Below are 26,468 nucleotides of genomic sequence, written 5' to 3'. Positions count from 1 at the left end.
AGGGGCAGAATCGCACGATCAGCGCGTACGGGCGGCCAGGAACGTGGTGGCGAGCCCGATGAGCGCCATCATGACCGAGATCACCACGAACCCGGTGGCGATCTGCCCGGACTCGTGGCCGATGAAGTTGATCACCGCGCCGCCCAGGCCGACGGTCAGCGCGGAGCCCAGCATGTCGGTGACCGACAGCGCCGCCGAGTTGGCGCCCTGCTCGCTGACCGGCGACTGCCTGAGCGCGGTGACGCTGACCGTGGTCATGCCGAGGCCCATCCCGAACCCGGCCGCGATCCAGGCCGGCACCGCGATCCACCCGCTCACCGCGGGCAGCGCCGCGAACAGCGCGATCACGATCCCGACCGTGACGCACACCGCACCGAGCCTGATCCGCCGGTGCGGCTCGGCGGTCCGCCTGCTCTGCAGGAAGGAGCCCGCCGACCAGCCGAGCGCGCCCGTGGTCAGCGCGATCCCGGCGGCCCTGGCGTCGAAGAACTTGACCGACGTCAGCACCAGCGGGATGAAGGAGTTGACGCCGAAGAAGGCCGCCGAGAAGAACCCGCGCAGCAGCACGGTGGTGGGCAGCCCGCGGCCGAACCGCAGCGCGCCCGGCGGCAGCAGCCGGTACAGGCCGTAGATCAGGAAGCCCAGCCCGCCGAGCGTGGCGGCCGTGCCGACCAGCGGCTGTTTGTGCAGCTCGTCCACGCCCCACAGCAGCACGCCCGCGCCGCCGGCGGCGGAGGTGGCGGCCAGCGTCATCGCCAGCGGCTGCGAACGCGGCCCGCGCGGGCCCTCCTCGGCCTGCTCGGGCCCGGCCATCCGGAGCGCGGGGACGAGCATCACCAGCGCGGGCACCACCAGCGGGATGATCCCGTAGAAGACGTAACGCCAGCCCCACTGCTCGGCGACGGCCCCCGCCACGGCGGGCCCGACCATCGAGGGCACGACCCAGGCGGCCGACAGTGCCGCGAAGACCTTGGGCCGCAGGTCCGCCGGGTAGACCCGGGCGATCATCACGTACAGCGCCACGATCGAGGCTCCGGCCCCCAATCCCTGGACGGCCCGCGCGATCAGGAACAGCTCCTTGGCGTCCGCCGTGCCGGCCAGCGCCATCCCGGCGACGAACAGCACCACCCCGGCCAGGAACGGCAGCGGGTAGCCGCGCCGGTCCGACCAGAGCCCGGCGACCACGTTGGCGAACAGGCTGGCGATGAGGAAGGCGGAGAAGCTGATGCCGTAGAGGTTGAGCGCGTCGAGGTCGCGGGAGACCTCCGGCATCACGACGCCGACCGACATCCCCTCGAAGGCGATCAGGGTGACCACGAGGACGATCCCCAAAGTGGCCGTGCGGTACGCCGGTCCTAGGATCCGGGGTGAGATGTCGGGAGCGTCGATTGCCTTCGGTGCTGTCACCTACACATGGTAAATGCGTCGAATCTACGCATCTGCGCTGCGTCGGTACACCGTCCACATCTCGTGCATGCGGTCGGCCTGGCCCTGGGTGAACTCCGACATGCACCGGTCATGGGCATAGTCCATGTAGTTGTGCATCGGGTCGGTGCCGGTGTTGGGGCAGGTGTCCTTACTCTCGGGACAGCCCTCGGTGGCGCGGGCCTCGGGGGCGGTGTCGGCGATGCCGTCGCCCGGCTCGTCGCAGCCGTTCTCGAAGGTGTGGAACAGGCCGAGCCAGTGGCCGATCTCGTGGACGACGGTGAAGCCCTTGTCGTAGTTGGTCATCGCGCCGCCGGGCAGGCTGCGCCAGTCGATCACGACGCCGTCGAGGGCGGGGGCGCCGGCGTACCAGTAGGGGTAGCTGGCGAAGCCCAGCATGAGCTCGCTGAGCTGGGCGATGTAGAGGTTGAGCGTCTGGGCGCCGCCCTGGTGCAGGCGGGTCTTCATGGCCTTCTCGCCGCCGACCGGGTCGGCGAACCAGGTGGCGTTCTCCTTGACGGAGACGGACTCCAGCTTGAAGCGCAGGCCGGTGTCCACGCCGCCGTTGCGGCCGGCGTAGGCGGCGTTGAGCACGTCGATCTGGGTTCTGACCAGCTGCTCGGAGATCTTGCGCCGGCCGTCGGTGAGGACGACCACCCGGGTCGGCACGGTGATGCGCGTGGGCACGGTCAACCCCCGCAACCGGGTCTTCAGCTCGGCCGAGATCCTGGCGACGTCTTCGGGGAGCGGCGAGCGCGGGCCGGTCCCGGCCGGCGCGCGCGGGGCGGCCAGGCGCGCAGCCGACGGGACGCACGCGGACGCCGGCTCGGCGCCGACCGGGAGCGGCATGGCGCCGAGCGGGAACGGCGGGGCGAGCCCGGCCGCGAGCAGGCATGCCAACGAGACGGCGGTCGCGCGCCGGGCCATACGATCCCCCCGTGACGGTATGGGCTGGTCAGATTACCGACCGTAGCCTTACCCGGGGGGAATGGGCTTCAGCAACACTCACTGCTTCTTGTCGTCATCGCCACCACCGCCGGGCGGGAGACCTTCGTAGATCTCCTTGCACTCCGGGCAGACCGGGTATTTCTTCGGGTCACGGCTGGGCACCCAGATCTTGCCGCAGAGCGCGCGGATGGGCGTGCCCGTCACCATGCTCTCGGTGATCTTGTGCTTGTCCGCGTAGTGGGCGAACCGCTCGTGGTCGCCGTCACCGTGAGAGGTGCGCGGAGTGGTCTCCTGCTCAGGGAGGATCTTCGTGCTCACCCCATCGAGTTTATGCCCGCCGGCGACCGGTCCCGCGTTCCGGACCGGCGCGGCAGCGCGGCGAGCCCGGGGAGCCAGCCGAGGACGATTCCCCAGATCAGGCCCGCGACCAGGCCACCGCCGAGATAGCCGAGGTAGGCGCCGATCCCGGCCTCGGCGACGGTGGCGAGCAGGGCGGCGCGCACCAGGTTCACCGCGACCGCGGCGACCAGGAACCTGCCCCAGGTGCGCCAGAGTCCGCCGCGCGTGGACGCCACCGCGCCGACCAGGGCGAGTGCGAGGACCGTGTCGGCGAGCGTGAGCAGCCAGGTCGTCTCGCCCAGGGGGACGACGCGCAGGCCCGGCAGCGCGTACGGGGCCCCGACCGCGGACGGCACGGCCAGGTAGCCGACCCTCGTGACCAGGACCGCGCCGAACAGACCGAACCCCACGACGATCAACAAGGTGACGATCGCCGGCAGGCTATTGCGAACAAGGCTCATGTTCGGCAGGCTAGCCGCGTCCATGATTCTGATGGAAGACCCTATTTCCCGGCATCCGCGGAGATCAGATGAAGCGTGCCAGGTTGCTCGCGACGACAGCCGTGCTCGTCCTGCTGGCCGGAGGCGCTGTCGCCGCCGCGACCAGGGACGCTCCTCCGTCCACCCCCCGCTACGTCACCGACGACCGCGGCCGGGCGCTGATCCTGCACGGGTTCAACACGGCGGGCAGCGCCAAGGGCGCCCCGGACGCGCTCCCGGAGCTGACCCCGGACGACATCGACCGCGAATACCGGGACATGGGCACGAACTTCGTGCGCTTCCTCATCCTGTGGCGGGCCGTGGAGCCCTCCCCCGGCACCTATGACATGAAATATCTGGACAAGGTGGCTGAGCGGGTGCGGTGGTACTCCGACCGCGGCTACCAGGTCATGCTCGACATGCACCAGGACCTGTGGGGCAACGCCATCACCCCCACCGGCGTCGCCGGCAACGGCGCGCCCGCCTGGGCCACCCACACCGACGGCCTGCCGGTGGCCACCGAGCAGTTCACCTGGGAGATGTACTACCTGGAACCCGGCGTCATCCGGGCCTTCGACCACTTCTGGAACACCACCGGCGACCACCCCGACCTGATGGACCGCTACGCCAAGGCGTGGGCGGCGGTCGCGGCCCGCTTCAAGGACGTGCCGGGCGTTCTCGGGTACGACCTGATGAACGAGCCGTGGGGCGGCTCGGTGCAGGGCGCGACGTTCGAGACCGGCCCCCTGGCCACCCTCTACCGCAGGACCATCGCCCGGATCAGGGAGGTCGACCCCGACCGCTGGATCTTCCTGGAGCCGCAGGCCGTGGGCGTCAACTGGGGCCTGCCGTCGGCGCTGCCGCGCTTCGACGACCCGCGCGGCGGCCCGCCGCGCATCGCCTTCGCCCCGCACCTCTACCCGCTGCCCCTGGACCTCGGCGACGACTACGCCGCCGGCTCCAAGGAGTGGACCGACCGCACGCTCGGCTGGTGGCGCGAGAACATCGCGCGGACGGCCGAGCGCATGCGGGCGCCGGTCCTGCTGGGCGAGTTCGGGCTGGACATGACCAGGCCGGGCGCTTCCGACCTGGTGCGGAAGGTGCAGGGGGTGAGCGACCAGGTGGGCACGGGCATGGCGTACTGGTCGCGGGACGCCGACGCCTGGGGGCCGTACGACGCGAAGGGGAAGGCCACTCCGCTGCCGGGCGTGTACGTCAGGGCGTACCCGAGGGCGATCGGCGGCGTCCCGGTCGGCGTCACGTACGGCGAGAACCGCCTCCAGGTGGTCTTCGAAGCCAACGAGACCGGCCCCACCGAGATCTACCTGCCCGAGCGCGGCTTCCCGAACGGCGCCCAGGTGGACGGCGGCACGGCCGTCTGGAACGCCGCCCGGCGCATCCTGACGGTCACCACCAAGACCTCGGGCCGCGTCATCCTGACCGTCACCGCCAAATAGCGGCCCCCGCGACAGAGGGGCCCCGGACAGCGGAACGGCCCCCGCCACGATGGCGGGGGCCGTTCCGGCGGGAAGCGGTCAGCCCATGTGGACCGGCGCGCCCTCGCTCTTGCGACCGGCCCTGACGAACAGCGTCAGCAGGGCCGTCAGCACCGCGACACCGGTGCTGACCAGGAAGGCGAGGTGCATGCCGTCCATGAACGAGTTGTGCACGGCGTCCGTGACCACCTGCGGCAGCCCCGGCGGGGTCGCGCCGAACGCGGCGGCCTTCTCCAGCAGCGTGAGCTGCCCCGGCGGGATCGCCTGCGCCGCCGGGCCGAGGTAGCCGGGCAGCGTGTCGGCGATCTCGCCGGCCATCACGGCGCCCAGGATCGCGGTGCCGAGCGCGCCGCCGACCTGCATGGCCGACTGCTGAAGGCCACCCGCGACACCGCTCAGCTCGACCGGCGCGTTGCCCACGATGATCTCGGTCGCGCCGACGAACACCGGCGAGAGGCCAAAGGCCAGCAGCACGAACGGCAGGCCGCTCTCGATGAACGAGGCGTCGATGCTGAGACGCGACATGAGGAACATCGAGGACGCGGTGATCAGCAGACCGGCGGCCATCGTGATCTTCGGCCCGAGCTTGCCGATCGCCATGCCGGCCAGGGGCGAGGCCACGATCATGCCCGCGCTCATCGGCAGCATCCGCAGGCCGGCGTCGAGCGGGGTCAGGCCGTGCACGCCCTGGAAGAAGAAGCCCAGGAAGAACATCGCGCCGAACATCGCGAACGCGACCATCATCATCAGCAGGGTGCCGATCGAGATCGAGACGTTCCTGAACAGCGACAGCGGCACCAGCGGCTGCTTGGCCCTGCTCTGCCAGAAGATGAACAGGCCGATGAGCACCACGAACGCGACGATGAAGGTCAGCGTCGTCGAGTCGCCCCAACCCCACTCGGGGGCCTTGATGATCGTCCAGACCAGCGAGAACATCGCGCCGGACAGCAGCACCACGCCGAGCCAGTCGATGCGGGCGAACGTCTGGACGCGGTTCTCCTTGATCAGCAGGAAGCCCATGATCAACGCGATGATGCCCACCGGGGCGTTGATGAAGAAGACCGACTCCCAGCTCACCTTCTCCACCAGCACGCCGCCCACGATCGGACCGGCGGCGCTGGAGAGGCCGATGATCGCACCCCAGGCCCCCATCGCCTGGTTCAGCTTCTCACCGGGGAAGGCGCCACGCAGCAGCGCCAGGGCGGCCGGCTGGAGCAGGGCGCCGAAGAGGCCCTGCAGCACCCGCAGGCCGATCAGCGCGCCCACCGGCGACAGGCCGGGGACGACGTCGGCCAGCTCCTGGCTGAGACCGATGCCCACCGAGGACAGAGCGAAGCCGGCCACACCGATCAGGAAGACGCGCTTGTGCCCGAACAGGTCACCGAGCTTGCCCGCGGTGATCAGGAAGACGGCCAGCGCGAGCAGGTAGCCGCTGGTCACCCACTGCAGGTCGGACAGCGACGCCTTCAATTCCACCTGGATGACGGGGTTGGCGATGCCCACCACCGTGCCGTCCAGCATCACCATGATGACGCCGAGGCTGACCGCCAGCAGCACCAGCCATGGGTTCCCGCCACCCGTCCCCGTCTTGCCGAGGCCGGGCGACGACGGTTCGGCGACCGCCTTCGCGTTAGCCATAAGGTCCCCCTCAGTTACATACCGCCTCAACAAGCGGCATAGGTCTCGTAAGCCTCAGGTAGAGTATGTCAGGCCATGACTTATGACAAACGATTTTAAAAAGACGCCGCATGACTTCTGGCACACTGTGACAGAAAGGTGGCGAAGGGGTGTCCGCAGTGGGTCTACGGGAACGCAAGAAGGAGAAGACGCGCCTCGCGCTCCTCGACGCGGCGCTCGACCTGTTCCTCGAACAAGGATACGAGTCCACCACGATCGAGCAGATAGCGGGGGTCGTCGAAGTCTCCCCCCGCACCTTCTTCCGCTACTTCACCGGCAAGGACCATCTCGTGCTGTGGTTCCACGACCACGGCGAGGAGGTCCTGATGGAGGCCTTCGCCGGCCGCCCGGAGGACGAGCCCCCGTTCACGTCGCTCATGCACGGCCTGCGGGCCATGGTGGAGGACATGCAGGGGTCAACGCCGGAGGACACCGAGAGGTTCCTGAAGCTGCGGCAACTTTTCGATAAATATCCGCACTTGGTGGGGCAGTCCGTCGCCCGGGGCGCCTTGACCGAGAGCCGCCTGGCCGAGGCCGTCGCCGCCCGCCGGGGCGTCGACCCCGAGGACGATCAGCTGACGCACCTGATCGTGGCGTTCGCGATGTCCACCATGCGCATCGGCTTCGAGTGCCCCCGCAGGGAGACCACCATGCCGGAGATCGTCACGCGCATCGCCGAGGCGGTCACGCTGGCCGAGGAGTCGCTGCGGCCCGGCTGGGACACCCGCCCGGCCTAGTTCATCGTGGGGTCGTCGGGGCAGGTCGCCACGAAGGCCAGCTCGCCCGGCTGACGCCGCAGCACGTGCCGCCAGAGCGAGCCGGGGTCGCCGTGGAAGGTGTCGCCGGCCTCGGAGTCGACGACGTACCAGGCGCCCTCGGCGATCTCGCTCTCCAACTGGCCGGAGGTCCAGCCGGCGTATCCGGCGAAGATCCGCATCTGCGCGATCTCGCCCTGGAGGATCTCGGGGGGCGCGTCGAGGTCGACCGTGCCCAGCCGGGAGACGGCCGGGGTGCCGGCGTGCAGCCTGCGCCAGCCGAGCGGCTCCTGCCCGCTCGGGACCGCCGCCAGGGCGAGGGCGCTGTCGGTCTGCACGGGACCGCCCTCGAACAGCACCGGCGGCCCGGTGACCAGCGGGTCCCAGACCGGGAGCACCTGGGTGACCGAGATGTCGCTCGGCCGGTTGAGCACCACGCCGAGAGTGCCGCCGTCGTGGTCGTGTTCGAGGATCAGCACGACGCTACGCCGGAAGTTGGGGTCGTCGAGAAGCGGCGTCGCCACCAACAAACCGCCGACGTAGATCGCTTCCGCCATACCTCCATCATGAAGGGTGTGACAGGCTTTCCGCTCCCCCGGCCCGGCCATGTTACTTTCTGTGGTCTTATGGGCACGATCCGTAGCAAAGATCATGCTTGCGGAAGGCTCGGGAGGAGCACATGCGCATCGGTACCCGCCTCGTCCTGGCCGCCCTTCCCGTGGGCGCGGTCCTGCTGCTGCCGTCGCCCGCCGAGGCATGGCCCGACCGGGGCGATCCGTTCACGATGACGACCGACAAGCTCGGGTGCGGGTCGGGGTCCGTACGGGTCACGTTGCGCAACCAGACCCCCCAGCTCGCCCGGTTCGACCTGCGGGTGGACGCGACCAGCGTGGCGACCGGCTCGATCCCGGCCCGCAAGCAGGTGGTCAGGACGGTCAAGATCGACCGGGGCGCCACCCGCGAGATCGAGGCCTTCTCCGTCACCGACACCCACCCCGACACGCTCATCGACTCCACCCGGGTGCGCAACGACTGCGCCTGGGGGCGGGGGCACGGCCGGGGACACGGCCGCCTGCCCTACACCGGGCCGCCCTCCGACCTGTGGGGCAAGCTGGCCACGGGCGGCGGGCTCGTGGTGATGGGCGGGATCATGTGGTGGTACGGCTCCGTCTGGCCCCGTTCGGTCCCCGACGGCCCCCTGTGACCCCGCCCGTACGGTGTCAGGCGTCCCGTGGGACGAACGCGCCCGCCCGCGCCGCCGCCAGCGTGCGCAGCGCCGCGTCCGTGGCGACCCCCTGGTCCACCGGTTCCTTGGTGACCAGCAGGCGGTAGTAGAGCGGCGCGGAGATCGCCCGGATCACCTCCATCCCGTCAGTGCCCTCGGGCAGCTCCCCCCGCTTCACCGCGAGGTCGACGACCTTGGCCCATTCCTCGATGCGCCGCAGATAGAAGGCCCGCAACGCCTGGACGGCCTGCGCGTCGGACGTGCCCGCCGCGATCACCGCCTGGAAGGTGGCCCCGAGCCGGTGGTCGGTGACCGCGCCCACCACGGCCATGGCGTTGGCCAGCAGGTCGTCCTCGACGGATCCCGTGTCGGCGTGTGGTGACGACTGCTCGGCCAGCTCGATCATCAGATCCGTGACCAGCCCCGCCCTGCTCCCCCAGCGCCGGTAGACCGTGGTCTTGCCCACGCCGGCCCTGGCCGCCACCTGATCCATGGTCAGCCCATGGAAGCCGTGCTCGACCAGCTCGTCCTGAGTGGCCTCCAGCACGGCCGCGCGCACGCGCGCGGTGCGGCCCCCCGGCCGCACAGTCCCCGCCAAACGGGACTCTTGTTCCATCAACTCCCCTTTCATGCTGACGTCATGGCATGCTTAATGGATCACTTGTCCCATTAAGGAGCTGTCGTGATCGTATTTTTCGACCGGCCCCTCCGATCGGACGACGTCCGCACAGCGGCTGGTTCCCGCGCGTTTGCCGGGCTTCCGGTTGATGCTCGCCATGGCCACGGCGAGCGGTGGAGGCCGTCCTTCAGGGGGTGAGCGTGGCGGCGTCCGTCAACGCCGCGCCGACCGTCGCGGGAGCGCTGATTCCGTGAAAGCGTTCGGCAATGTCGAACCGATCTGCGCTATGGTTGCCGCCGTGGGAGAGACGATTCAATCGGTGGAGCGGGCGGCCGCGATCCTGCGCCTGCTCGCCTCCGGCCCCCGCCAGCTCGGCGTGGCCGAGCTGGCCAGGGCGCTGGGCCTGCCCAAGGGCACGCTCCACGGCATCCTGCGCACTCTGGTCCGGGTCGGCTTCGTCGAGCAGGACGCGGCGACCGGCAAGTACCGGCTCGGGGCCACGCTGCTCCACCTGGGCAGCAGCTACCTCGACGTCAACGAGCTGCGCACCCGCTCGATCAACTGGGCCGACGCCCTGGCCGGGCGGAGCAGGGAGAGCGCCTGGATCGGCACCCTGCACGAGGGCCACGTGCTGGTGATCCACCACGTGTTCCGCCCCGACGACAGCATGCAGACCCTCCAGGTCGGCACCTACTTGCCGACGCACGCCAGCGCGCTCGGCAAGGTGCTGCTCGCCTACGACCCCTACGGGGAGTCGCTCACGGCGCCGCCGCTGCCGGCGTACACGGACCGGACGCTGGTCGACACCGCCAAGCTGGAGGAGGACCTGGAACAGGTCCGGACCAGGGGGTGGGCGGCCGAGATGGAGGAGCTGACCGAGGGCGAGGTCGCCATCGCGGCTCCGATCAAGGACCCGCGCGGCCTCGTGGTGGGCGCCATCGGCATCCGGGGCGCGGTCGAACGGCTGACCGCCGACGGCGCCCTGACCATGGAGTACGTCTCCTACGTCCGCGACGCCGCCCGCGCGATCACCCGCGATCTGGCCAGATGACCGGTTGAACAACACCGGGGCAAACACGTAACATCGCTCACATCGTTCGACAATGTCGAACCCCGACTCCCAAGCGAGGAACCTCGTGCCTCGACCGCACTACATCGCAGCCATTGACCAGGGCACCACGTCCAGCCGGTGCATCGTCTTCGACCAGGCCGGCAACATCGTCACCGTCGCCCAGCGCGAGCACCGCCAGATCTTCCCCAAGCCGGGCTGGGTCGAGCACGACGCCGAGGAGATCTGGCAGTCGGTCCGGACCGTCATGGCCGAGGCCACCGAGGGGCTCGACATCGCCGCGCTGGGCATCACCAACCAGCGCGAGACCACCGTCCTGTGGGACCGGGAGACCGGGCGTCCCGTCTGCCCCGCGATCGTGTGGCAGGACACCCGCACCGACGCGCTCACCCAGACGCTCGCCGAGCACGAGGCGCTGTTCAAGGAGAAGGCGGGGCTGCCGCTGACCACGTACTTCTCCGGGCCGAAGATCCGCTGGCTGCTCGACGCGTACGAGCTGCGGGAGCGGGCCGAGCGCGGCGAGGTGCTGTTCGGCACGATGGACAGCTGGCTGCTGTGGAACCTGACCGGCCGCCACCTCACCGACGTGACCAACGCCAGCCGCACGATGCTGATGAACATCCACACGCTGAGCTGGGACGACGACCTGCTCGCCGCCCTCGGCGTGCCGCGCGCGATGCTGCCGGAGATCCGCCCGTCCGCCGAGGTCTACGGCCACACCGCGGCCGGCGTGCCGGTGGCCTCCGCGCTCGGCGACCAGCAGGCGGCGCTGTTCGGCCAGACCTGCTTCGAACCCGGCGAGACCAAGAGCACCTACGGCTCGGGCAGCTTCCTGCTGATGAACACCGGCCAGGAGCCCGTCGTCTCCCGGCACGGCCTGCTCACCACGGTCGGCTACCAGATCGGCGACGGCCCGGCCACGTACGCGCTCGAAGGCGCGATCGCCGTCACCGGCTCGCTGGTGCAGTGGCTGCGCGACAACCTGGGCCTGATCTCCAGCGCCGCCGAGATCGAGACGCTGGCCAAGACCGTCGACGACAACGGCGGCTGCTACTTCGTCCCGGCCTTCTCGGGGCTGTTCGCGCCCCACTGGCGCTCCGACGCCCGTGGCGTGATCGCCGGGCTGACCGGGTTCGTCACCAAGGGACACATCGCCCGCGCCGTCCTGGAGGCCACCGCCTGGCAGACCCGCGAGGTCGTCGACGCGATGAACGCCGACTCCGGGCTCGACCTGACCACGCTGCGCGCCGACGGGGGCATGACGGCCGACAACCTGCTCATGCAGACGCTGGCCGACGTGCTGGCCGTCCCCGTGATCAGGCCGATGGTCGCCGAAACCACCGCGCTCGGCGCCGCGTACGCCGCCGGCCTGGCCATCGGCTACTGGCCCGACCTCGACAGCCTGCGCGCCAATTGGCACAAGGCGTCGGAGTGGCGGCCGGAGATCGACGAACAGGTCCGCGCGCGGGAGTACCGCAATTGGAAGAAGGCCGTGGCCCGCACCCTCGACTGGGTCGAAAAGTAGGACTGGAGCACGTCATGAACATCGCCATCGGCGCCGACAGGGCCGAGATCCGGGACGAGCTCTCCCGCGCCACGTACGACCTGCTGGTGATCGGCGGCGGCATCCTCGGCACCTCCGTCACCTGGATGGCCGCGCAGGCCGGGCTGCGGGTGGCGATGGTCGAGGCCGGCGACTTCGCCGGGGCCACCTCCAGCGCGTCGTCCAAGCTGGTCCACGGCGGCCTGCGCTACCTGCAGACCGGCAACGTCAAACTGGTCGCCGAGAACCACCGCGAACGCCGCGCCCTGGCCGGCGACATCGCACCCCACCTGGTCAAACCGCTCACCTTCCTGGTGCCGATCTACAAGGGCGGCCCGCACGGCGCGGCCAAGCTCGGCGCCGGCGTCTTCCTGTACTCCGCGCTGTCGGTGTTCGGCGACGGCATGGGCAGGGTCATCACGCCGCACCAGGCCATGAGCCGGGTGCCCGCGCTGCGCAGCGAGGGCCTGCGCGCCGCCGCCGTCTACGGCGACCACCAGATGAACGACAGCCGCGTCGCCGTCATGACCGTGCGCGCCGCCGTGGACGCGGGCGCGGTCGTGCTCAACCACGCCGAGGTCGTCGGCCTGCGCAAGTCGGGCGGCAACGTGACCGGAGCGGAGCTGCGCGACCGCCTCGACGGCACCGAGTTCGGGGTGAACGCCCGGCTCGTCCTCAACGCCACCGGCCCGTGGGTGGACCACCTGCGGCGGATGGAGGACCCGAACGCCGCGCCGAGCATCCGGCTGTCCAAGGGCGCCCACCTGGTCATGCGCCGCCACGACCCGTGGAAGGCCGCGCTCACCACGCCGATCGACAAGTACCGGGTCTCCTTCGCCATCCCGTGGGAGGACCACCTGCTGCTCGGCACCACCGACGAGGCGTACGAGGGCGACCCTGCCGACGTGCGCGCCACCGACGCCGACATCACCCAGATCCTCGACGAGGCCGGCCACTCCGTACGCGACTGCCAGCTCCGCCGCGAGGACATCACCTACGCCTTCGCCGGGTTGCGCGTGCTTCCCGGCGGGCCCGCCCAGGTGTCGGCCGCCAAGCGGGAGACCGTGGTGACCAGGGGCGCGGGCGGCATGTTGTCGGTCGCGGGCGGCAAGTGGACCACCTACCGCCACATCGGCAGGCACGTCCTGGAGACCCTCGCCCGCCTGCCCGGAAGGCCGCTCGGCGACGACCTGGCGGCCATCCTGCCGGCCGTGCCGCTGCCGGGCCTGGCCAGCCCCGACGCCGTCGCCATGCGCCTGTGGACCGAACGGGAGCCGGGCGCCCGCATGGACCCGCTGGTCGCCCGCAACCTGGCCACCCACTACGGCACGATCGCCTTCGACGTGGCCCGGCTCATCCGCGAGGACCCCTCGCTCGGCGAGCGCATCCACCCCGACGGGCCCGACATCTGGGCCCAGGCCGTCTACGCCCGCGATCACGAGTGGGCGGCCACCGTGGACGACGTCGTGCGCCGCCGTACCACGCTCACGGTGCGCGGGCTCGACACGCCCGACGTCCGCACCCGGATCGAGCAGCTCCTCGGCTGACTCTCACCCCGGCCGCGGCCTGTGCCGCCGCGGCCGGGGTGACGGCCGTCACCGCAGATCAGAGGTTCATGTCGGCTGATTCTGGGCATCTCCACCGTCGCATCCGTCGCCGAGGACCGCCGGGAACCCCACGCGGCCGCACCGAGGCGGCGGGCCGCCGACCGGCTGAACCCCTTTCTGCCGCCCCCATGGAGGTGACGTCATGTCCGCCCAGTCCCGGCTGCACATCGCGCTGGTGGCTCCCCCGAGGTTCGAGAACCCGTCCCGCTCGTACGGCGGTGTCAGGGTCATGATGGACGACCTCGCGCGATCCCTGCTCAGACTGGGTCACCAGGTCACCTTGATCGGAGCCGGCCGCCCCGGCGCCGCCGCCCACTTCCTCGCCGCCTACTCCGAACCCCCTTCCCACCCGCTGGACGAACCCGTCCCTGGAACGGCGGTCCCCGACGTCCGGCTGGAGGACCTGGACGTGGACGTCGTCCACGACCACTCCCCGGCGGGCCCGCTGACCGCCCTGAACCCCCGGATCCCGACGGTGACGACCGTGCACGGCCCGGCCTCGGGCGAGCAGGCCGAGCGGCTCCGCCGGCTCGGCGACTCCATCGGCCTGGTGTCCACCTCGACGTTCCAGCGCATGCAGGCCCCCGACCTCAACTGGGTGGGCACCGTGCACAACGGTGTGGACCTGAAGAGCTTCCCCTTCCGCGAGCGCAAGGAGGACTACACGCTCTTCCTCGGCCGGTTCAGCCCCGACAAGGGCGCCCACCTGGCCATCGACGCCGCCCGGAAGGCCGGACGGCGCATCCTGCTCGCCGGCGGGATGAACGAGCCGTCCGAGCACGAGTACTTCGACACCCACATCCGCCCCCGGCTCGGCGACGACGCCGTCCACGTCGGCGAGGCCGACGGCCCGCGCAAGCGCGAGCTGCTGGCGAACGCGCACTGCCTGCTCTTCCCCAGCCGCCGGGAGGAGTCCTTCGGGATGGTGATGACCGAGGCCATGGCGAGCGGCACCCCGGTGGTCGCGCTGCGCGGCGGCGCCGTGGGCGAGGTCCTGGTCGACGGTGTCACCGGTTACATCTGCGACGAGCCCGCCGACCTGGCCGAGGCCGTCGAAGCCGCGGGCGGCCTGAACCCGGCCGACTGCCGCATGCACGTCAAGCGCAACTTCGACGCGCTCGGCATGGCCATGGGCTACGAGAAGATCTACGAACTGAGCGTCCGCGATCGGCGTCCGGCGCCCTTCGCCGCCTGACCTGCGCGTTCCCGTGCGGCGGATCGCCGCCGCACGGGGTGTCGCCGCCGTCCCGGGGGAAGAGGGTAGGCATGCGCACTGCCATGAACGAGGCTCTGATCAGGCATTTCACCGACCTGCGCGACGGCGTCCACGGCGGCGTCACCGCGCGGGAGGACAAGGAACGCCTGTTCGCCACGGCGGTCGAGCTGCTCGACCCGGTGGCGCGGGCGACGCTGGACGAGTTCAACGCCGACCTGCTCCTCGGCACCGGGCAGGTGGTGTCCAGCGGGCTCACCAGATCTCAGGAGGGCGGGCTGAACGCCATGTGGTCGCTCACCTGGCCGGAACAGCGCGACAAGGACATCCTGCCGATCGCGATCGTGGCCCACTACGGCGCCGACTTCCACCACCCGCACCTACGCGGCAACACGGTGGGCGACTGGCCGCTGAACGTCTTCGACCACTCGGACGCGGCGGGCCAGCTCACGACCCTGCGCGCCATCGCCGCCGCCGACGCCCACAACCTCGTCTTCCAGGAAAGCTACCGCCTCATCCCCGCCGTCACCCACACGTAGACGACAACCAGCCGCCTTTTGTCTTCACGGCTTCGCGTGGTCACCCCACCCGCCGTACTTCGGCTGACGGCCTTCCAGGTCACGCCCTCTGACCCTTCACCGGCTCGCTCTGTGGGCCGCCCGGGTGGAAAGCACGCAGGGGCCGAACCGGACGGATCGGCCCCTGGCGGATCACGCCTCGGTGAAGCCCCTGGCCCGGCCGCCGGCGCTCTCGCGCACCGCGGCCGCCACCGCCGTCGCCACGTCGGGGTGGAACACGCTCGGCACGATGTAGTTGGGGCCCAGCTCCTCCGGCGTCACCACCGCCGCCAGCGCGCCCGCCGCGGCCAGCAGCATCTCCTGGGTCACCCCGCCGGCCTGCGCGTCGAGCAGCCCCCGGAACACGCCCGGGAACGCCAGCACGTTGTTGATCTGGTTGGGGTAGTCGGAGCGCCCGGTCGCGACCACCGCGGCGTGCTCACGAGCGTCGTCGGGCGACACCTCGGGCTCGGGGTTGGCCAGCGCGAACACCACGGAGTCCTTGGCCATCGTGGCGATGTCGTCGCCGGTCAGGATGCCGGGCGCGGACACGCCCACGAACACGTCGGCGTCCTTGACCGCGCCGCGCAGGTCGCCCGCGTAGCCCTCGGCGTTGGTGTGCTCGGCGATCCAGCGCAGCGACTCGTCGAGGTCGTCGCGGCCCTTGTGCACGGCGCCCAGGTAGTCGCAGACCACCACGTTGCGCGCCCCCGCGGCCAGCAGCAGCCGCAGCACCGCGTTCCCGGCCGCGCCGGCGCCCGCCATCGTGATCTTGACGTTCTCGATGGACTTGTTCACCACGCGCAGCGCGTTGGTCAGGGCCGCCAGCACGCAGATGGCCGTGCCGTGCTGGTCGTCGTGGAAGACCGGGATGTCCAGCAGCTCGCGCAGCCGGCGCTCGACCTCGAAGCAGCGCGGCGCGCCGATGTCCTCCAGGTTGATGCCGCCGAACCCGGGCGCGATCAACTGCACCGTGCGGACGATCTCGTCGACGTCCTGGGTGTCGAGGCAGATCGGCCAGGCGTCGATGCCCGCGAACCGCTTGAACAGGGCCGCCTTGCCCTCCATGACCGGCAGCGCGGCCTCCGGCCCGATGTTGCCCAGCCCGAGCACCGCCGACCCGTCGGTGACCACGGCCACCGAGTTGCGCTTGATGGTCAGGCGGCGGGCGTCCTCCTTGTTCCTGGCGATGGCCATCGACACGCGCGCCACACCCGGGGTGTAGGCCATCGACAGCTCGTCGCGGTTGCGCAGCGGCACCTTCGACTTCATCTCGATCTTGCCGCCGAGGTGCATGAGGAACGTGCGGTCGGAGACCTTGTGGATGACGACGCCCTCGACCGCCTCCAGCTGGTCGACGATGGCCTGCGCGTGGTCGGTGTCACGCGCGGCGCAGGTGACGTCGATGCGGAGCTTCTCGTGGCCCGCGTTGGTGACGTCGAGTGCGGTCACCACGCCTCCGGCCGACTCTACGGCGTGGGTGAGCTGGCTCACGGCCTTGCCGCCTGCGGGCACCTCAAGACGCACGGTTATGGAGTACGACACACTCGGGACGGTCGCCACGTCAATCGCTCCTTCGGGACTGACCAAGAAGTCATCCCAGGATAGGGGGCATCAGGTCAACCCAGTGCCGTCGCAGCGGTGACGATGAGTTCGACACACGCGGGGACGGGGATCGTGGTGCTGTCGAGCACAAGGTGATAGTGGCACGGATCGCCCGGATCCGCCCGGTAGAAATGGCGGACGTACGCCGTCCTGGCCCGGTCGTTGTCCTCGATGACGGCCTTCGCCTCCCGCTCGCTCATCCCGCTCAGCGTGGCCGTCTGGCGGATCCGGCGCTTGAGCGGCGCGTCGAGCCTGACGTGCAGCGCGCCCGGATGGTCGGCCAGCACCAGGGCCCCGGCACGGCCCAGGAAGACGCCGCCCTGGGTGAGCGCCATCTCCTTCAGCATGCGCTCGGTGCGCCGGACGAACTCCTCCGGCGGCAGGGGCATCGCGCCCGGGACGTACATGTCCACCCCGCCGAAGGTGACCGTGGGCAGCCTGATCGCGCCGGACAGGAGCCTGCCGAGGCCGTGCTCGGCGCGGTCGTCGTGGGCCAGCGCCTCCTCCAGCGTGCAGCCGAGCTCCTTGGCCACCGCGCTGGGGATGGCACGGTCGACGAAGGGCACGCCGAGCCGTTCGGCGACGGCCGGGCCGATGTGGCTGCCGGCCGTGCCGTAGGCCGCGGAGATCGTGACGACCCGCATACCTCCAGGTTAGAACAGGGCGTTCGCCAATGCTCTACGCGCTTTCGCCAAGGATGGGTCGTCTGACGGCAATGCGTCGAAAAGCCCGAGCAAATGCTTCCTGGCCCGGTCGCGGTCGTCGCCCGAAGTGCGCTTGACCACGGCCACGACGCGCTCGAACGCCTCGTCGACCGCGCCGGAGAGCATCTCCAGGTCGGCGGCGAGCAGCTGCGCGTCGATGTCGGACGGGTCCTGGAGGCGCCGCTGCACGTCGGCCGGGTCGGCCTCGGAGGTGCGCTTGATCAGGCCGACGCCCGCCAGGCCCATCTTGGCGTCCTCGTCGCCCGGGATGCGGGCCAGCAGGCGCTGGTAGGCCGCCTCGGCCGCGTCGAGGTCTCCGGCGTCGATGGCCTGCTCGGCGGCCACCAGGTCGGGGTCGGCGGGCGGCCCGGCGGGCGCCTCCTCCCCCTCCTCGGCCGCGGGCGGCCGGGCGTCGGGGTTGGCCTGGTAGAACTGCTCGACCGCGCCCATCAGCTCGTCGAGCCAGCGGCGCACCTCCTGCTCGGGCAGCACCTGCTGGAAGCCGGTGACGGCCTGCCCCTGGAAGATGGCCAGCACGGTGGGCACGGCCTGCACCCGCAGCGCCTGCGCGATCTGGGGGCTGGCATCGACGTTGACCTTGGCCAGCACGGCCCGGCCGCCCATGTCGCCGACCACCTTCTCCAGCACGGGGCTGAGCTGGGCGCTGCCCGGCGACCGGGGCGACCACAGGTCGAGCACCACCGGCACGGTCATCGAACGGTCGATGACGTCCGTCGTGAACGTCTCCTCGGTCACGTCGACGACCGAGGACGAGGTGGCCCCCTGGGGACCGGCGGCCTCCCGCCGGGCCTGGGCATCCAGTGCCTGTTTGCGCGCGCCCAGGTCCACAGCTCCGTAGAGCGACCCGGGCCTAGAGAAGTCCGCCATGCTCCTCATCTTGCCGCATGGACGGGCCGGAGAAGTCACCCGCCGCCACCCTCAGCGTGCGGAGCTGGTCGAAGATCTGCTGGAGTTCGTCCTCGGCGTACATCGTCAGGCCGAACTCGGCGGCCATCAGGTCGTCCGTTGCCCGGCGCACGACCTCCCTGCCCTGGTCGGTGATCTCGGCGAGCACGCCGCGGCCGTCGCGGGGGTTGGGCAGGCGGCAGACGAACCCGGACTTCTCCAGCCTGTCCACCGTGTTCGTGACGCTGGTGGGATGGACCATGAGCCGCTCGCCGATCTTCCACAGCGGCAGCGAGCCGGTGTGGCTGAAGGTCAGCAGCACCAGGGCCTCGTAGCGGGCGAAGGTGAGATCGTGGGGCTTGAGGAGGGAGTCGAGCTGTGACAGCAGGATCTGCTGTGCTCTCATGATCGAGGTGACCGCTGCCATCGCGGAGGAAGGCCCGAAGCGGGCACGCCAGCTCTCCGCGGCGCGGTCGATGGGATCGAACGGCAGATTGAGCGGCTTCGGCTGGGACACAGCGCTACGTTAGCGCGCCTCTCGTCCCGGTTTCGTCGGGCTACCTGGAGCGACAGGCTTCACCGCTTGACCAAGAATCCGACCGTCAATCATCACGCTCCGTTATGGTTCTCTTACGTAAGGTGACGCGGAAGCCAAGTCCAACTGCCGTGGGGACGGATCTGGGCTGACATTCTTCCGCATTGCCAGGGGCACGGGGGGTGCTTGGTGAACAGCAACGGGATACAGGGTGCGTGAGCACGCGGGCGTTACACGCGAGGAGCTGAAGCACAGCGCGGCCGTGACAGTGGCGGTGCTGCTCGCTCTCGGCCTGGTCGCGGCGTGGAACGTCCTGATACCTGGCGTCGACGCGTGGGAGAACATCCTGGCGGCGGTCATCGGCTCGCTGCGGATGACCGGGCCCGTGGCGGCCGCGTTCGCCGCGTGGGTGGCGCTGCGCAAGCGGCGCGCGCTGCGCGGGCGTTCGCTCACCACGTGGCGGGCGCTCAAGGCGCCGCTGGCCATCGTGGTGGTGGTGCTGGGCTCGTTCGGCGCGACGGTGCTGGTGCTGGCGGTCAAGACCGTGCTCACCGACCAGGCGGGGCGGCTGAGCCTGTCCGGCCTCGGCATGGGCATGGCGGGCCTGGCGCTCTACGCGGTGATCGGGTGGGTGGCCGGCTGGGTCGTGCCCAAGGCGCTCACGCCGCCGATCGCGGGGCTGGCCTGTTACGTCGCCTTCTCGTGGCTGGCCGACGACCGGGGGCTGGCCGACCGGCTGGTGCCGGGCACGGGCGAGCCGTACGACCTGTTCCAGGGGCTGGGCGGGGCGCCGTTCTTCGACCAGACGATCTGGCTGCTCGGCATCACCTGCGCGCTGCTGCTCGGCTGGGCGGCGCTGGTGACCAGGCAGGCCCTGGTGCTGGCGTGCGCGCTGCTGGCCGTGCTGGCGGCGGGCATGGGCGTGTCGCGGATGCTGGCCCACCCCAAGCCGGCCGCGGCCGAGGACATCGCCTACGCCTGCCAGGAATGGCCGATCACGGTCTGCCTGCACCCCGGGATGCGGGCCGGGCAGACCGAGCTGGGCGCGGTGTTCACGCAGATCGCCTCGCGCCTGGCCGGCACGCCGGCCGCGTTCACGCGGGTGGAGCAGCGGCCGCTGGACGAGCCGCTGAAGCCCTCCAACGGCCTGGCGCCCATCCACGTGCCCGACCTGTCGGCGGGGTTCGCCGAGGAGGCGGCCTACGAGTACATCGACGCGCTGGCCGCCCGCTGCCCCGGCACGCCGGCCGACGGTTACCGGGAGATCGTGATGGCCTGGCTGCGCGGCGAGCCGCTGCCCGGCGGCCCGCTGCCCGAGCACCAGTACGCCGCGTCCTGGTTCTCCGGCCTCGACGAGCACCAGCGCAGGGAGTGGCTGCGCATGTTCTACAGCGACTTCCAGTCCTGCCGCCTGTCCAGCACGCACTTCGGCGGCGGCCCGGCTCCCACCGCGGTCCTGACGCCGCCCTCCGGCGTCACGCCCGAGAGCAGCCACGTCTACCCGGTCTACCCCGACCCCGGCACCGCGGGCACCTCAGGCTGACGACGAAGATGTCACCATACGGCTGGCACTGATGATCGCCTGGCGGGTAGTCATGCCCCATGACGACTTCCCAGACGACGCCGCCGGACCTGGCTCCCCGGCGGCGCCGCAGGTGGCGATATGCGGCGGGGTTCCTCGTCCTGGCGGTCCTGCTCGTGGTGGGCGGCCGGCTGGCCTGGACGTGGCTCAACCCGTTCGGAGAGCAGACCGTCGACCGCAGTCAGCCGGTGCTGCTGCAGTCCATCAAGGACCTCAGCCGGTTCGAGGCGGCGACGGGCACCTTCCAGGTCGTCGTCGACCTGGAGAAGGACGCCAACTTCCTGCCCGACGCGGTCAAGGGCACCCGCACGCTGTTCGTGGGCGCCGGCGGCGTCGACGCGTACGTGGACTTCTCGGCCATGGCGGCGGGCGCGGTGACCGTGAACAAGGACCGCACCGAGGCCACCGTCCGGCTCCCGCGCGCCCAGTTGGAGAAGCCCAACCTGGACAACAGCCGCTCGTACGTGTTCGCCCAGCAGCGCGGCCTGCTCGACCGCGTCCAGGACTTCCTGTCGGGCTCCCCTGGCGACCAGCGCGAGCTCTACCTGCTGGCGGAGAAGAAGATCACGGAGGCGGCCGTGGCCAGCGACCTGCGGGCGCGGGCGGACGCCAACACCAAGTCGATGCTCACGGGCATGCTGAAGTCGCTGGGCTTCTCCAAGGTCACCGTCAAGTTCACGGACGAGCTCTGACCTGCCTGTTCGTCCTGCCGGCGGGCCGCCTCACCTCGGGTGGGGCGGCCCGTCCGCGTTCCCGCCTAGGTATCCCGGTACGTGCTTAGTCCACGGACGCGCCCGCCTAAGTACCTCCCTACCTGCCCGAACCCCGGCAGATAGGACATCCGCCCGATGTGGCGGGAGGGGCCTTAGGAGGAGTCTTAAAAGTGCAGGGAACAAGGAACACGAACAGCAGGAGCACTCGGATGAACGCCGAACTCGAATACAGCGTCATGCAGCACCACGCCGCCGAACTCCGTCGGGCCGCCGCCGAGCAGCGGCGCGTACGGGAAGCACTGAAGGGACAGCGTTCCGAGCGTCGCCACCGCTCGGTCTTCGCCAAGTTCCTGGCTTCATGACGTCCCACAAGCAGCCCGGCCGCATCCTCCCTCGCGGCCGGGCTGAAATGCCCCCTTAGGGGGGGCGCGTCCGGCGCCGGATTCCTGGCCGGCCCGAGCGCAGCGTCTGCGACACCCCGGTTCCCGTTCCTGGTGGGACCGGGGTGTCGCGCGTTCACGCCGTACGTCGCGGGGGCTCGTACGGCGTGAACGCACCGCCGCCGGGACACTGACGGAAGATGTCAGGGATGGGCGCTTACCGTCCGGGCATGGACAACAACTTCGACTTCTTCGTCGGCACCTGGACCTCGCGGCAGCGACGGCTGCGCAAGGCACTCGCCGGCAGCGACGAATGGTACGAGTTCACCGGCCACACCAGGTGCTGGAGCGTCCTGGACGGGACGGGCAACATCGACGAGGTCATCTTCCCCAGCGAGGGGTCCGCCGGGGTGACCTTACGTCTGTACGACGAGGCGGCCGACGAATGGGCGCTCTACTGGGCCGGCAGCGCCACCGGCATGTCACTGCCGCCCGTCGTGGGCCGCTTCGACGACACCGGGCGCGGGGTCTTCACCTGCGACGACGTGTACGACGGCCGGCCGATCAAGGTCGCCTACATCTGGTCGGACATCACCGGTGAGTCGGCCCGCTGGGAACAGCGGTTCTCGCCCGACGGCGGGGCCACCTGGGAGACGAACTGGATCGCCGACTTCACCCGTTCCTCCTGAATCCTTTTCGGGGGTCGATGCCTCTCATGTCCGTACAACGCAACGAGACAATGGGAGACCATCATGGTGATTGCCATCGCGGCCGGGGCTGCGGCCGTACTGATCTGCACGTGCGTGGTCGTACTGCGGCGAAGGAGCAAGGAACGTGGCTGACCCGCAGCGCCTCGGCGCGGCCGCCGGCTCCGGTGCCGTGGCACCGGAGCCGGCCGGCGGCGGGCGCGCCTGGTCGGACGAGCAGCTGATCAACGCGGCCCGCGCCGGCGACGCCGACTCGATCGCCGCGCTGGTGTCGGGCGCCCACCCGCATGTGCGGCGCTTCGCCCACACGCTGTGCGCCACGCCCGAGGACGCCGAGGACGCCGCCCAGGAGGCGCTGATCGTCCTGTACCGCAAGATCGGCACCCTGCGGGCGTCCGGAGCGCTGGCCTCGTGGATGTTCCGGATCATCCGCAACGAATGCATCAGGCGGGCCCGCCTGATGCTGCGCCCCGGGCCGCCCGTACCCCCCTCGGCCGCCGCGCAGTCGGCCGAGGAGGAGATGTTCGAACGGCTGGAGGCCGCGCGGGTGGCCGAGGCCATCGCGGCACTCCCCGCCGACCAGCGGCGGGTGCTCATCATGCGGGACGTCCAGGGGCTCAGCGGCCGCATGGTCGCCGACGCCCTCGGGCTGAGCGTGCCCGCGATGAAGTCCCGCCTGCACCGCGCCCGTGCGACCGTGCACGGCCTGCTGTCCCAAGGAGCCCTCCATGACTGAGCCCACCGCGGGGACGTCACTGCCCCGTCATTTGGCCCGCGGCGCGCTGGGCTTCGGCGCGCTGATCGCCTCGGTCGCGCTGATCCCGTGGACCGGCCCCGTCAGCCTCGTGCTCGCCGTCGTCGGCGCGATCGCCCTGCGCGGGTGCCCGGCGTGCTGGGTGATGGCGCTGGTGCAGCTCGTCTCGATGGGACGCATGCAGCGGACCTGCACCGACGGCGTGTGCGAGCTGGTCCCGGCGGGCGGGCGGCATACGGGGAAGGGGCATTAGCGAGGGGCTGCCTTCGCGGGGCGGCCTTGCGGTCTGTGCCGGGCGGGGGTGTGAGCGGCTTGGCGTCGGGGCCCGCACCCGGTGACCAGGCAACGGGCCGGGTGGACCACAGGCGCCGTCCCGACAGGCCCACCCGGTGACCAGGCGACGGGTGGGCCTGGAAGAAGGTCAGGGAACGCGGATGATGAGCGCGTCGCCCTGCCCGCCACCGCCGCACAGCCCCGCCGCACCCAGGCCGCCGCCCCGCCGCTTCAGCTCGTACGCCAGCGTCAGCACGATCCGCGCCCCCGAGGCCCCGATCGGGTGCCCCAGCGCGATGCCGCCGCCGTTGACGTTCACCTTGTCCAGCGGCACCCCGAGCTCCTTGGCCGACTGCAGCACGACGCTGGCGAAGGCCTCGTTGATCTCGACCAGGTCAAGGTCGTCGGCGGTGAGCCCCTGCTTGGACAGCGCGTGCTTGATGGCGTTGGCCGGCTGCGACTGCAGGGACGCGTCGGGCCCGGCCACGTTGCCGTGCCGTCCGATCTCCGCCAGCCACGGCAGCCCCAGCTCCTCCGCCTTGGCCTTCGACATGACCACCACGGCGCACGCCCCGTCGGAGATCTGCGAGGCCGACCCGGCGGTGATGGTGCCGTCGGCGGCGAAGGCCGGGCGCAGCTTGGCCAGCGTCTCGACGGTGGTGTCCCCGCGTACGCCCTCGTCCTCCAGGACGACCACCGGCTCGCCACGCCGCTGCGGGATCTCGACCGGGACGATCTCCTCCCCGAAGACGCCGTTCTTGGTCGCGGCGGCGGCGAGCTGGTGGGAGCGGGCCGACACGGCGTCCTGCTCCTCGCGGCCGATGCCGAGCCTGGCGTTGTACCGCTCGGTCGACTCCCCCATCGCGCACTGGTCGAAGGCGCAGAACAGTCCGTCGTGGGCCATCGAGTCGACCACGTCGGAGCCGCCGTACTTGACGCCCTTGCGCAGTCCGGGCAGCAGGTGGGGCGCGTTGGTCATGGACTCCATGCCGCCCGCGACCACGATGTCGAACTCGCCGGCGCGGATGAGCTGGTCGGCCAGGGCGATGGCGTCGAGGCCCGACAGGCAGACCTTGTTGACGGTCAGCGAGGGCACGGTCATCGGGATGCCGGCCTTGACGGCGGCCTGGCGGGAGGGGATCTGGCCGGCGCCCGCCTGGAGCACCTGGCCCATGATCACGTACTCGACGGCCTCGGGGGCCACTCCGGCACGTTCCAGCGCGGCCTTGATGGCGATGCCGCCCAGCTCCACGCCGGACAGCCCGGACAGGGCGCCGAGCAGCTTGCCGATGGGGGTACGAGCTCCGGCGACGATGACGGAACTGGACATTGGCGGCGGCCTCCTGTGCTCATGAGGGGTTCTTTGACACCATACCCACGAGTAGGAGCTCGCCCGCTATGGAGGTAGGCCACACAATGTTCATGCGCATCGACCACATCGGGATCGCCTGCCACGACCTGGAGGAGAAGATCGCGTTCTTCTCGGAGACGTTCGCACTCACCGTCGTGGCACGCGAGGTCAACGAGGCGCAGGGCGTCAAGGAGGCCATGCTGCACATCGCCGACGGCGAGGGCGGGGGCTCCTACATCCAGCTGCTGGAACCGCTCTCCGACGACTCCCCCGTAGGAAAATTCCTCGCCAAACGGGGCGAAGGTGTCCACCATGTGGCATTTGGGGTTTCCGACGTCGCCGAGGCCATGACTAAGATCAACGAGAAGGGCGTGAGGGTGCTCGACGAACGTCCGCGTCACGGTTCCATGGGGTCGCAGATCGCGTTCTTGCATCCCAAAGATGTGGGGGGAATGCTCACCGAGTTGGTCCAAGCGGCCTCGCGCTAGCAAACAGATATTTCGTACATAAGTAACTAGTCACGCAGAAAGCTGGACGGGGCCCGAAGGTGGCACCAGCGGAGTACGCTGGCTTCCCACCGGACAGGGAGCCTGCCGCGAGGCACAGGCTCCTGGCTCGGCTGCGCCGAACCCCCCGTCCGGCCCGTGTAGCCGTCTCGACAACCCAGGATCGAGCCTCCATGCAGTCCGACATCGACGCCCAGCTCAACAACTTCTTCGAGGACGCCCCGGCACGCGAGTTCGACGTCGTGCTCAGGGGCTACGACCGGCACCAGGTACACGACCACCTCAAGCAGCTCGACCTGGAGCTACGCCAGTCGAGGGAGCAGGTCACCAACCTGCAGCGCGATCTGTCCGACTCCCAGCGCCAGTTGCAGGAGCAGGAGCGTCCGACGTACTCCGGTCTCGGCGCCCGCATCGAGCAGTTGCTGCGCCTGGCCGAGGAGCAGGCCACCGAGCTCGTGCAGGCCGCCCGGACCGAGGCCAACGAGATCAAGGCCGCCGCCAAGGTCGAGGCGGCCGACCTGCGGGCAGCCGCCGAGGCCGAGGCCGCCGAGAAGCGGGCCCAGGCCACGCGGGAGAGCGACGACATGCGCTCCACCGCCGAGCGGGACGCCGAGGAGATCCGCTCCACCGCCCGCCGCGAGGCCGACGAGCTGACCAACACCACCGAGCGCGAGGCCGCCAAGCTGCGGGCCACCGCCGACCACGAGGTGGCCGAGAAGCGGGCCGACGCCGAGCGCGAGATCGCCAAGCTCCGCACCACCACCGAGCGCGAGGTGGCGCAGCTGCGCGCCTCGACCAAGCGTGAGCGCGACGAGGTGCTGACCACCGCCAAGCGGCAGGCCGACGAGATGCGCGCGCAGGCTCAGCGGGTGCTGGAGGAGTCGGAGGCCAAGCGGGCCCAGGACGAGGCCGAGTTCGAGATCCAGCTCGCCTCCCGCCGGGAGGAGGCCGAGCGCCAGGAGGCCGAGCGCCACGCCACCGCCCAGGCCAACACGCAGAAGATGGTCGCCGAGGCCGAGCAGCGGGCCGCCACGGCCGAGTCGCGCGCCACGAAGGCCACCCAGCAGGCCGAGCAGACGCGCCGCGAGGCCGACCTGCACGCCAAGCAGCTCGTCGCGAACGCCCGCAAGAGCTCCGAGACGGTCATGGCGGAGGCCAAGTCCAGCGCCGAGACGATCGTCACCGAGGCGAAGAACGACGCCGAGCGCACCCGTACGACGATGCAGCGCCAGGTCGACGAGCTGACCAGGCAGCGCGACAGCATCACCAGCCACCTGGCCCAGCTGCGCCAGCTCCTCGGCGGCGCCGCCCTGCCGGGCCTGGAGCCGGAGCCCGCGGTCGCCGCGGCCCCGGCCAAGCCGGCCATCGCGGCCCCGGCCGCCGAGCCGGCCGCGCCGCCCACGACCCCCGCTCCCAAGGTCGAGGCCAGGAGCGAGGACGACGCGGAGTGGTGGCAGGAGTGACGGCGGGCTAGACGGAGACCGCACACGGGGGCTGTAC

Annotated in this window: 28 protein-coding genes; 16 read left to right on the top strand and 12 right to left on the bottom strand. The window is 70.8% G+C overall.

The genetic code is table 11. From position 1 onward, the window contains the following. Window positions 1–18: 18 nt before the first annotated feature. The 4 genes from ACWCSU_RS04360 to ACWCSU_RS04345 all read right to left on the bottom strand — a co-directional run bounded on the left by ACWCSU_RS04360 (window position 19) and on the right by ACWCSU_RS04345 (window position 3,173). Window positions 19–1,407: an MFS transporter gene (locus tag ACWCSU_RS04360; RefSeq protein WP_357695195.1), complete on the bottom strand. Its 1,389-nt coding sequence runs from the start codon at window positions 1,405–1,407 to the stop codon at window positions 19–21. A gap of 24 nt (window positions 1,408–1,431) precedes the next feature. Then, the gene (locus ACWCSU_RS04355) at window positions 1,432–2,352 is read right to left on the bottom strand and encodes a zinc metalloprotease (RefSeq protein WP_449933479.1); all 921 of its coding nucleotides are present in this window, start codon (window positions 2,350–2,352) and stop codon (window positions 1,432–1,434) included. 78 nt (window positions 2,353–2,430) lie between these two features. Beyond that, window positions 2,431–2,691: a DUF3039 domain-containing protein gene (locus ACWCSU_RS04350; protein ID WP_357695193.1), complete on the bottom strand. Its 261-nt coding sequence runs from the start codon at window positions 2,689–2,691 to the stop codon at window positions 2,431–2,433. Next, a complete protein-coding gene (locus ACWCSU_RS04345) occupies window positions 2,688–3,173 on the bottom strand; it encodes a hypothetical protein (RefSeq protein ID WP_357695191.1) in 486 nt (161 codons plus the stop codon). The genes ACWCSU_RS04350 and ACWCSU_RS04345 overlap by 4 nt, the downstream gene beginning before the upstream one ends. Window positions 3,174–3,241: 68 nt before the next feature. On the opposite strand from ACWCSU_RS04345, the gene ACWCSU_RS04340 reads away from it, so the two are divergent. Next, window positions 3,242–4,648 carry a cellulase family glycosylhydrolase gene (locus tag ACWCSU_RS04340; protein ID WP_449933476.1) on the top strand — a complete coding sequence of 469 codons (1,407 nt, stop codon included), beginning with the start codon at window positions 3,242–3,244 and terminating at the stop codon, window positions 4,646–4,648. Window positions 4,649–4,726: 78 nt separating this feature from the next. On the opposite strand, the gene ACWCSU_RS04335 is transcribed toward ACWCSU_RS04340, so the two are convergent. Further along, window positions 4,727–6,325 (bottom strand): MFS transporter, encoded by a 1,599-nt coding sequence (locus tag ACWCSU_RS04335; protein ID WP_357695187.1) that lies wholly within the window; start codon window positions 6,323–6,325, stop codon window positions 4,727–4,729. A gap of 149 nt (window positions 6,326–6,474) precedes the next feature. Here ACWCSU_RS04335 and ACWCSU_RS04330 point away from each other — a divergent pair, with 149 nt between their 5' ends. Further along, window positions 6,475–7,101: a TetR family transcriptional regulator gene (locus ACWCSU_RS04330; protein ID WP_357695185.1), complete on the top strand. Its 627-nt coding sequence runs from the start codon at window positions 6,475–6,477 to the stop codon at window positions 7,099–7,101. Here the strand turns inward: ACWCSU_RS04330 and ACWCSU_RS04325 are convergent. After that, window positions 7,098–7,676, bottom strand: coding sequence for a YqgE/AlgH family protein (locus tag ACWCSU_RS04325; protein ID WP_357695183.1), 579 nt, complete (start codon window positions 7,674–7,676; stop codon window positions 7,098–7,100). The two genes, ACWCSU_RS04330 and ACWCSU_RS04325, sit on opposite strands and share 4 nt — an antisense overlap. A 122-nt stretch (window positions 7,677–7,798) precedes the next feature. Between ACWCSU_RS04325 and ACWCSU_RS04320 the strand changes: the two genes are divergently transcribed. After that, window positions 7,799–8,323: a hypothetical protein gene (locus ACWCSU_RS04320; RefSeq protein WP_357695181.1), complete on the top strand. Its 525-nt coding sequence runs from the start codon at window positions 7,799–7,801 to the stop codon at window positions 8,321–8,323. A 16-nt stretch (window positions 8,324–8,339) separates the two neighbouring features. On the opposite strand, the gene ACWCSU_RS04315 is transcribed toward ACWCSU_RS04320, so the two are convergent. Next, window positions 8,340–8,960, bottom strand: a complete 621-nt coding sequence (locus tag ACWCSU_RS04315) for a TetR/AcrR family transcriptional regulator (RefSeq protein ID WP_357695179.1) — start codon at window positions 8,958–8,960, stop codon at window positions 8,340–8,342. Window positions 8,961–9,261: 301 nt separating this feature from the next. Between ACWCSU_RS04315 and ACWCSU_RS04310 the strand changes: the two genes are divergently transcribed. The 5 genes from ACWCSU_RS04310 (at window position 9,262) to ACWCSU_RS04290 (ending at window position 14,934) form a co-directional block, all read left to right on the top strand. Continuing rightward, on the top strand, window positions 9,262–10,014 hold the full coding sequence (locus ACWCSU_RS04310; RefSeq protein ID WP_357695177.1) for an IclR family transcriptional regulator: 753 nt from the start codon (window positions 9,262–9,264) through the stop codon (window positions 10,012–10,014). Between the two features lie 52 nt (window positions 10,015–10,066). Beyond that, window positions 10,067–11,557: a glycerol kinase GlpK gene (gene glpK / locus ACWCSU_RS04305; protein WP_449933472.1), complete on the top strand. Its 1,491-nt coding sequence runs from the start codon at window positions 10,067–10,069 to the stop codon at window positions 11,555–11,557. Between the two features lie 14 nt (window positions 11,558–11,571). Further along, complete coding sequence (locus tag ACWCSU_RS04300) at window positions 11,572–13,122, top strand: glycerol-3-phosphate dehydrogenase/oxidase (protein WP_357695173.1); 1,551 nt, start codon at window positions 11,572–11,574, stop codon at window positions 13,120–13,122. A 202-nt stretch (window positions 13,123–13,324) separates the two neighbouring features. Next, complete coding sequence (locus ACWCSU_RS04295) at window positions 13,325–14,377, top strand: glycosyltransferase family 4 protein (protein ID WP_449933470.1); 1,053 nt, start codon at window positions 13,325–13,327, stop codon at window positions 14,375–14,377. A gap of 71 nt (window positions 14,378–14,448) precedes the next feature. After that, window positions 14,449–14,934: a hypothetical protein gene (locus ACWCSU_RS04290; RefSeq protein ID WP_364088959.1), complete on the top strand. Its 486-nt coding sequence runs from the start codon at window positions 14,449–14,451 to the stop codon at window positions 14,932–14,934. Window positions 14,935–15,105: 171 nt separating this feature from the next. Here the strand turns inward: ACWCSU_RS04290 and ACWCSU_RS04285 are convergent, their stop codons facing one another. From ACWCSU_RS04285 to ACWCSU_RS04270, 4 genes are read right to left on the bottom strand one after another with little or no spacing between them, the layout of a single operon-like run. After that, window positions 15,106–16,515: an NAD-dependent malic enzyme gene (locus ACWCSU_RS04285; protein WP_357695167.1), complete on the bottom strand. Its 1,410-nt coding sequence runs from the start codon at window positions 16,513–16,515 to the stop codon at window positions 15,106–15,108. Window positions 16,516–16,571: 56 nt separating this feature from the next. Beyond that, window positions 16,572–17,201: a cytidylate kinase-like family protein gene (locus ACWCSU_RS04280; RefSeq protein ID WP_357695165.1), complete on the bottom strand. Its 630-nt coding sequence runs from the start codon at window positions 17,199–17,201 to the stop codon at window positions 16,572–16,574. 9 nt (window positions 17,202–17,210) lie between these two features. After that, window positions 17,211–18,149 (bottom strand): tetratricopeptide repeat protein, encoded by a 939-nt coding sequence (locus ACWCSU_RS04275; RefSeq protein WP_357695164.1) that lies wholly within the window; start codon window positions 18,147–18,149, stop codon window positions 17,211–17,213. Beyond that, window positions 18,133–18,684: a MarR family winged helix-turn-helix transcriptional regulator gene (locus ACWCSU_RS04270; protein ID WP_357695162.1), complete on the bottom strand. Its 552-nt coding sequence runs from the start codon at window positions 18,682–18,684 to the stop codon at window positions 18,133–18,135. Before ACWCSU_RS04270 ends, ACWCSU_RS04275 begins: the two co-directional genes overlap by 17 nt. A 229-nt stretch (window positions 18,685–18,913) precedes the next feature. On the opposite strand from ACWCSU_RS04270, the gene ACWCSU_RS04265 reads away from it, so the two are divergent. The 6 genes from ACWCSU_RS04265 to ACWCSU_RS04240 all read left to right on the top strand — a co-directional run bounded on the left by ACWCSU_RS04265 (window position 18,914) and on the right by ACWCSU_RS04240 (window position 23,091). After that, entirely contained in the window at window positions 18,914–20,245 is a 1,332-nt protein-coding gene (locus ACWCSU_RS04265; protein ID WP_357695160.1) for a hypothetical protein, read from the top strand. A gap of 59 nt (window positions 20,246–20,304) precedes the next feature. Then, window positions 20,305–20,976, top strand: a complete 672-nt coding sequence (locus ACWCSU_RS04260) for a DUF4230 domain-containing protein (protein ID WP_357695158.1) — start codon at window positions 20,305–20,307, stop codon at window positions 20,974–20,976. A 230-nt stretch (window positions 20,977–21,206) separates the two neighbouring features. Then, complete coding sequence (locus tag ACWCSU_RS04255) at window positions 21,207–21,359, top strand: hypothetical protein (RefSeq protein ID WP_352324303.1); 153 nt, start codon at window positions 21,207–21,209, stop codon at window positions 21,357–21,359. A 248-nt stretch (window positions 21,360–21,607) separates the two neighbouring features. Further along, window positions 21,608–22,066 carry a hypothetical protein gene (locus tag ACWCSU_RS04250; protein WP_449933465.1) on the top strand — a complete coding sequence of 153 codons (459 nt, stop codon included), beginning with the start codon at window positions 21,608–21,610 and terminating at the stop codon, window positions 22,064–22,066. A gap of 145 nt (window positions 22,067–22,211) precedes the next feature. Then, complete coding sequence (locus ACWCSU_RS04245) at window positions 22,212–22,820, top strand: RNA polymerase sigma factor (RefSeq protein WP_449933463.1); 609 nt, start codon at window positions 22,212–22,214, stop codon at window positions 22,818–22,820. After that, the gene (locus ACWCSU_RS04240; protein WP_357695152.1) at window positions 22,813–23,091 is read left to right on the top strand and encodes a hypothetical protein; all 279 of its coding nucleotides are present in this window, start codon (window positions 22,813–22,815) and stop codon (window positions 23,089–23,091) included. The genes ACWCSU_RS04245 and ACWCSU_RS04240 overlap by 8 nt, the downstream gene beginning before the upstream one ends. Before the next feature lie 168 nt (window positions 23,092–23,259). Here ACWCSU_RS04240 and ACWCSU_RS04235 read toward each other — a convergent pair whose 3' ends face one another. Next, on the bottom strand, window positions 23,260–24,441 hold the full coding sequence (locus tag ACWCSU_RS04235; protein ID WP_357695150.1) for an acetyl-CoA C-acetyltransferase: 1,182 nt from the start codon (window positions 24,439–24,441) through the stop codon (window positions 23,260–23,262). An 86-nt stretch (window positions 24,442–24,527) separates the two neighbouring features. Between ACWCSU_RS04235 and mce the strand changes: the two genes are divergently transcribed. Beyond that, window positions 24,528–24,950 (top strand): methylmalonyl-CoA epimerase, encoded by a 423-nt coding sequence (mce, locus tag ACWCSU_RS04230; protein WP_357695148.1) that lies wholly within the window; start codon window positions 24,528–24,530, stop codon window positions 24,948–24,950. A 191-nt stretch (window positions 24,951–25,141) separates the two neighbouring features. Beyond that, window positions 25,142–26,431 (top strand): DivIVA domain-containing protein, encoded by a 1,290-nt coding sequence (locus ACWCSU_RS04225; protein WP_357695146.1) that lies wholly within the window; start codon window positions 25,142–25,144, stop codon window positions 26,429–26,431. Window positions 26,432–26,468: the final 37 nt, after the last annotated feature.

The organism is Nonomuraea sp. NPDC001699 (genome assembly GCF_053596455.1).
The sequence above is the reverse complement of the archived record's forward strand: the minus strand, read 5'-3'. Positions and strand labels throughout refer to the sequence as shown.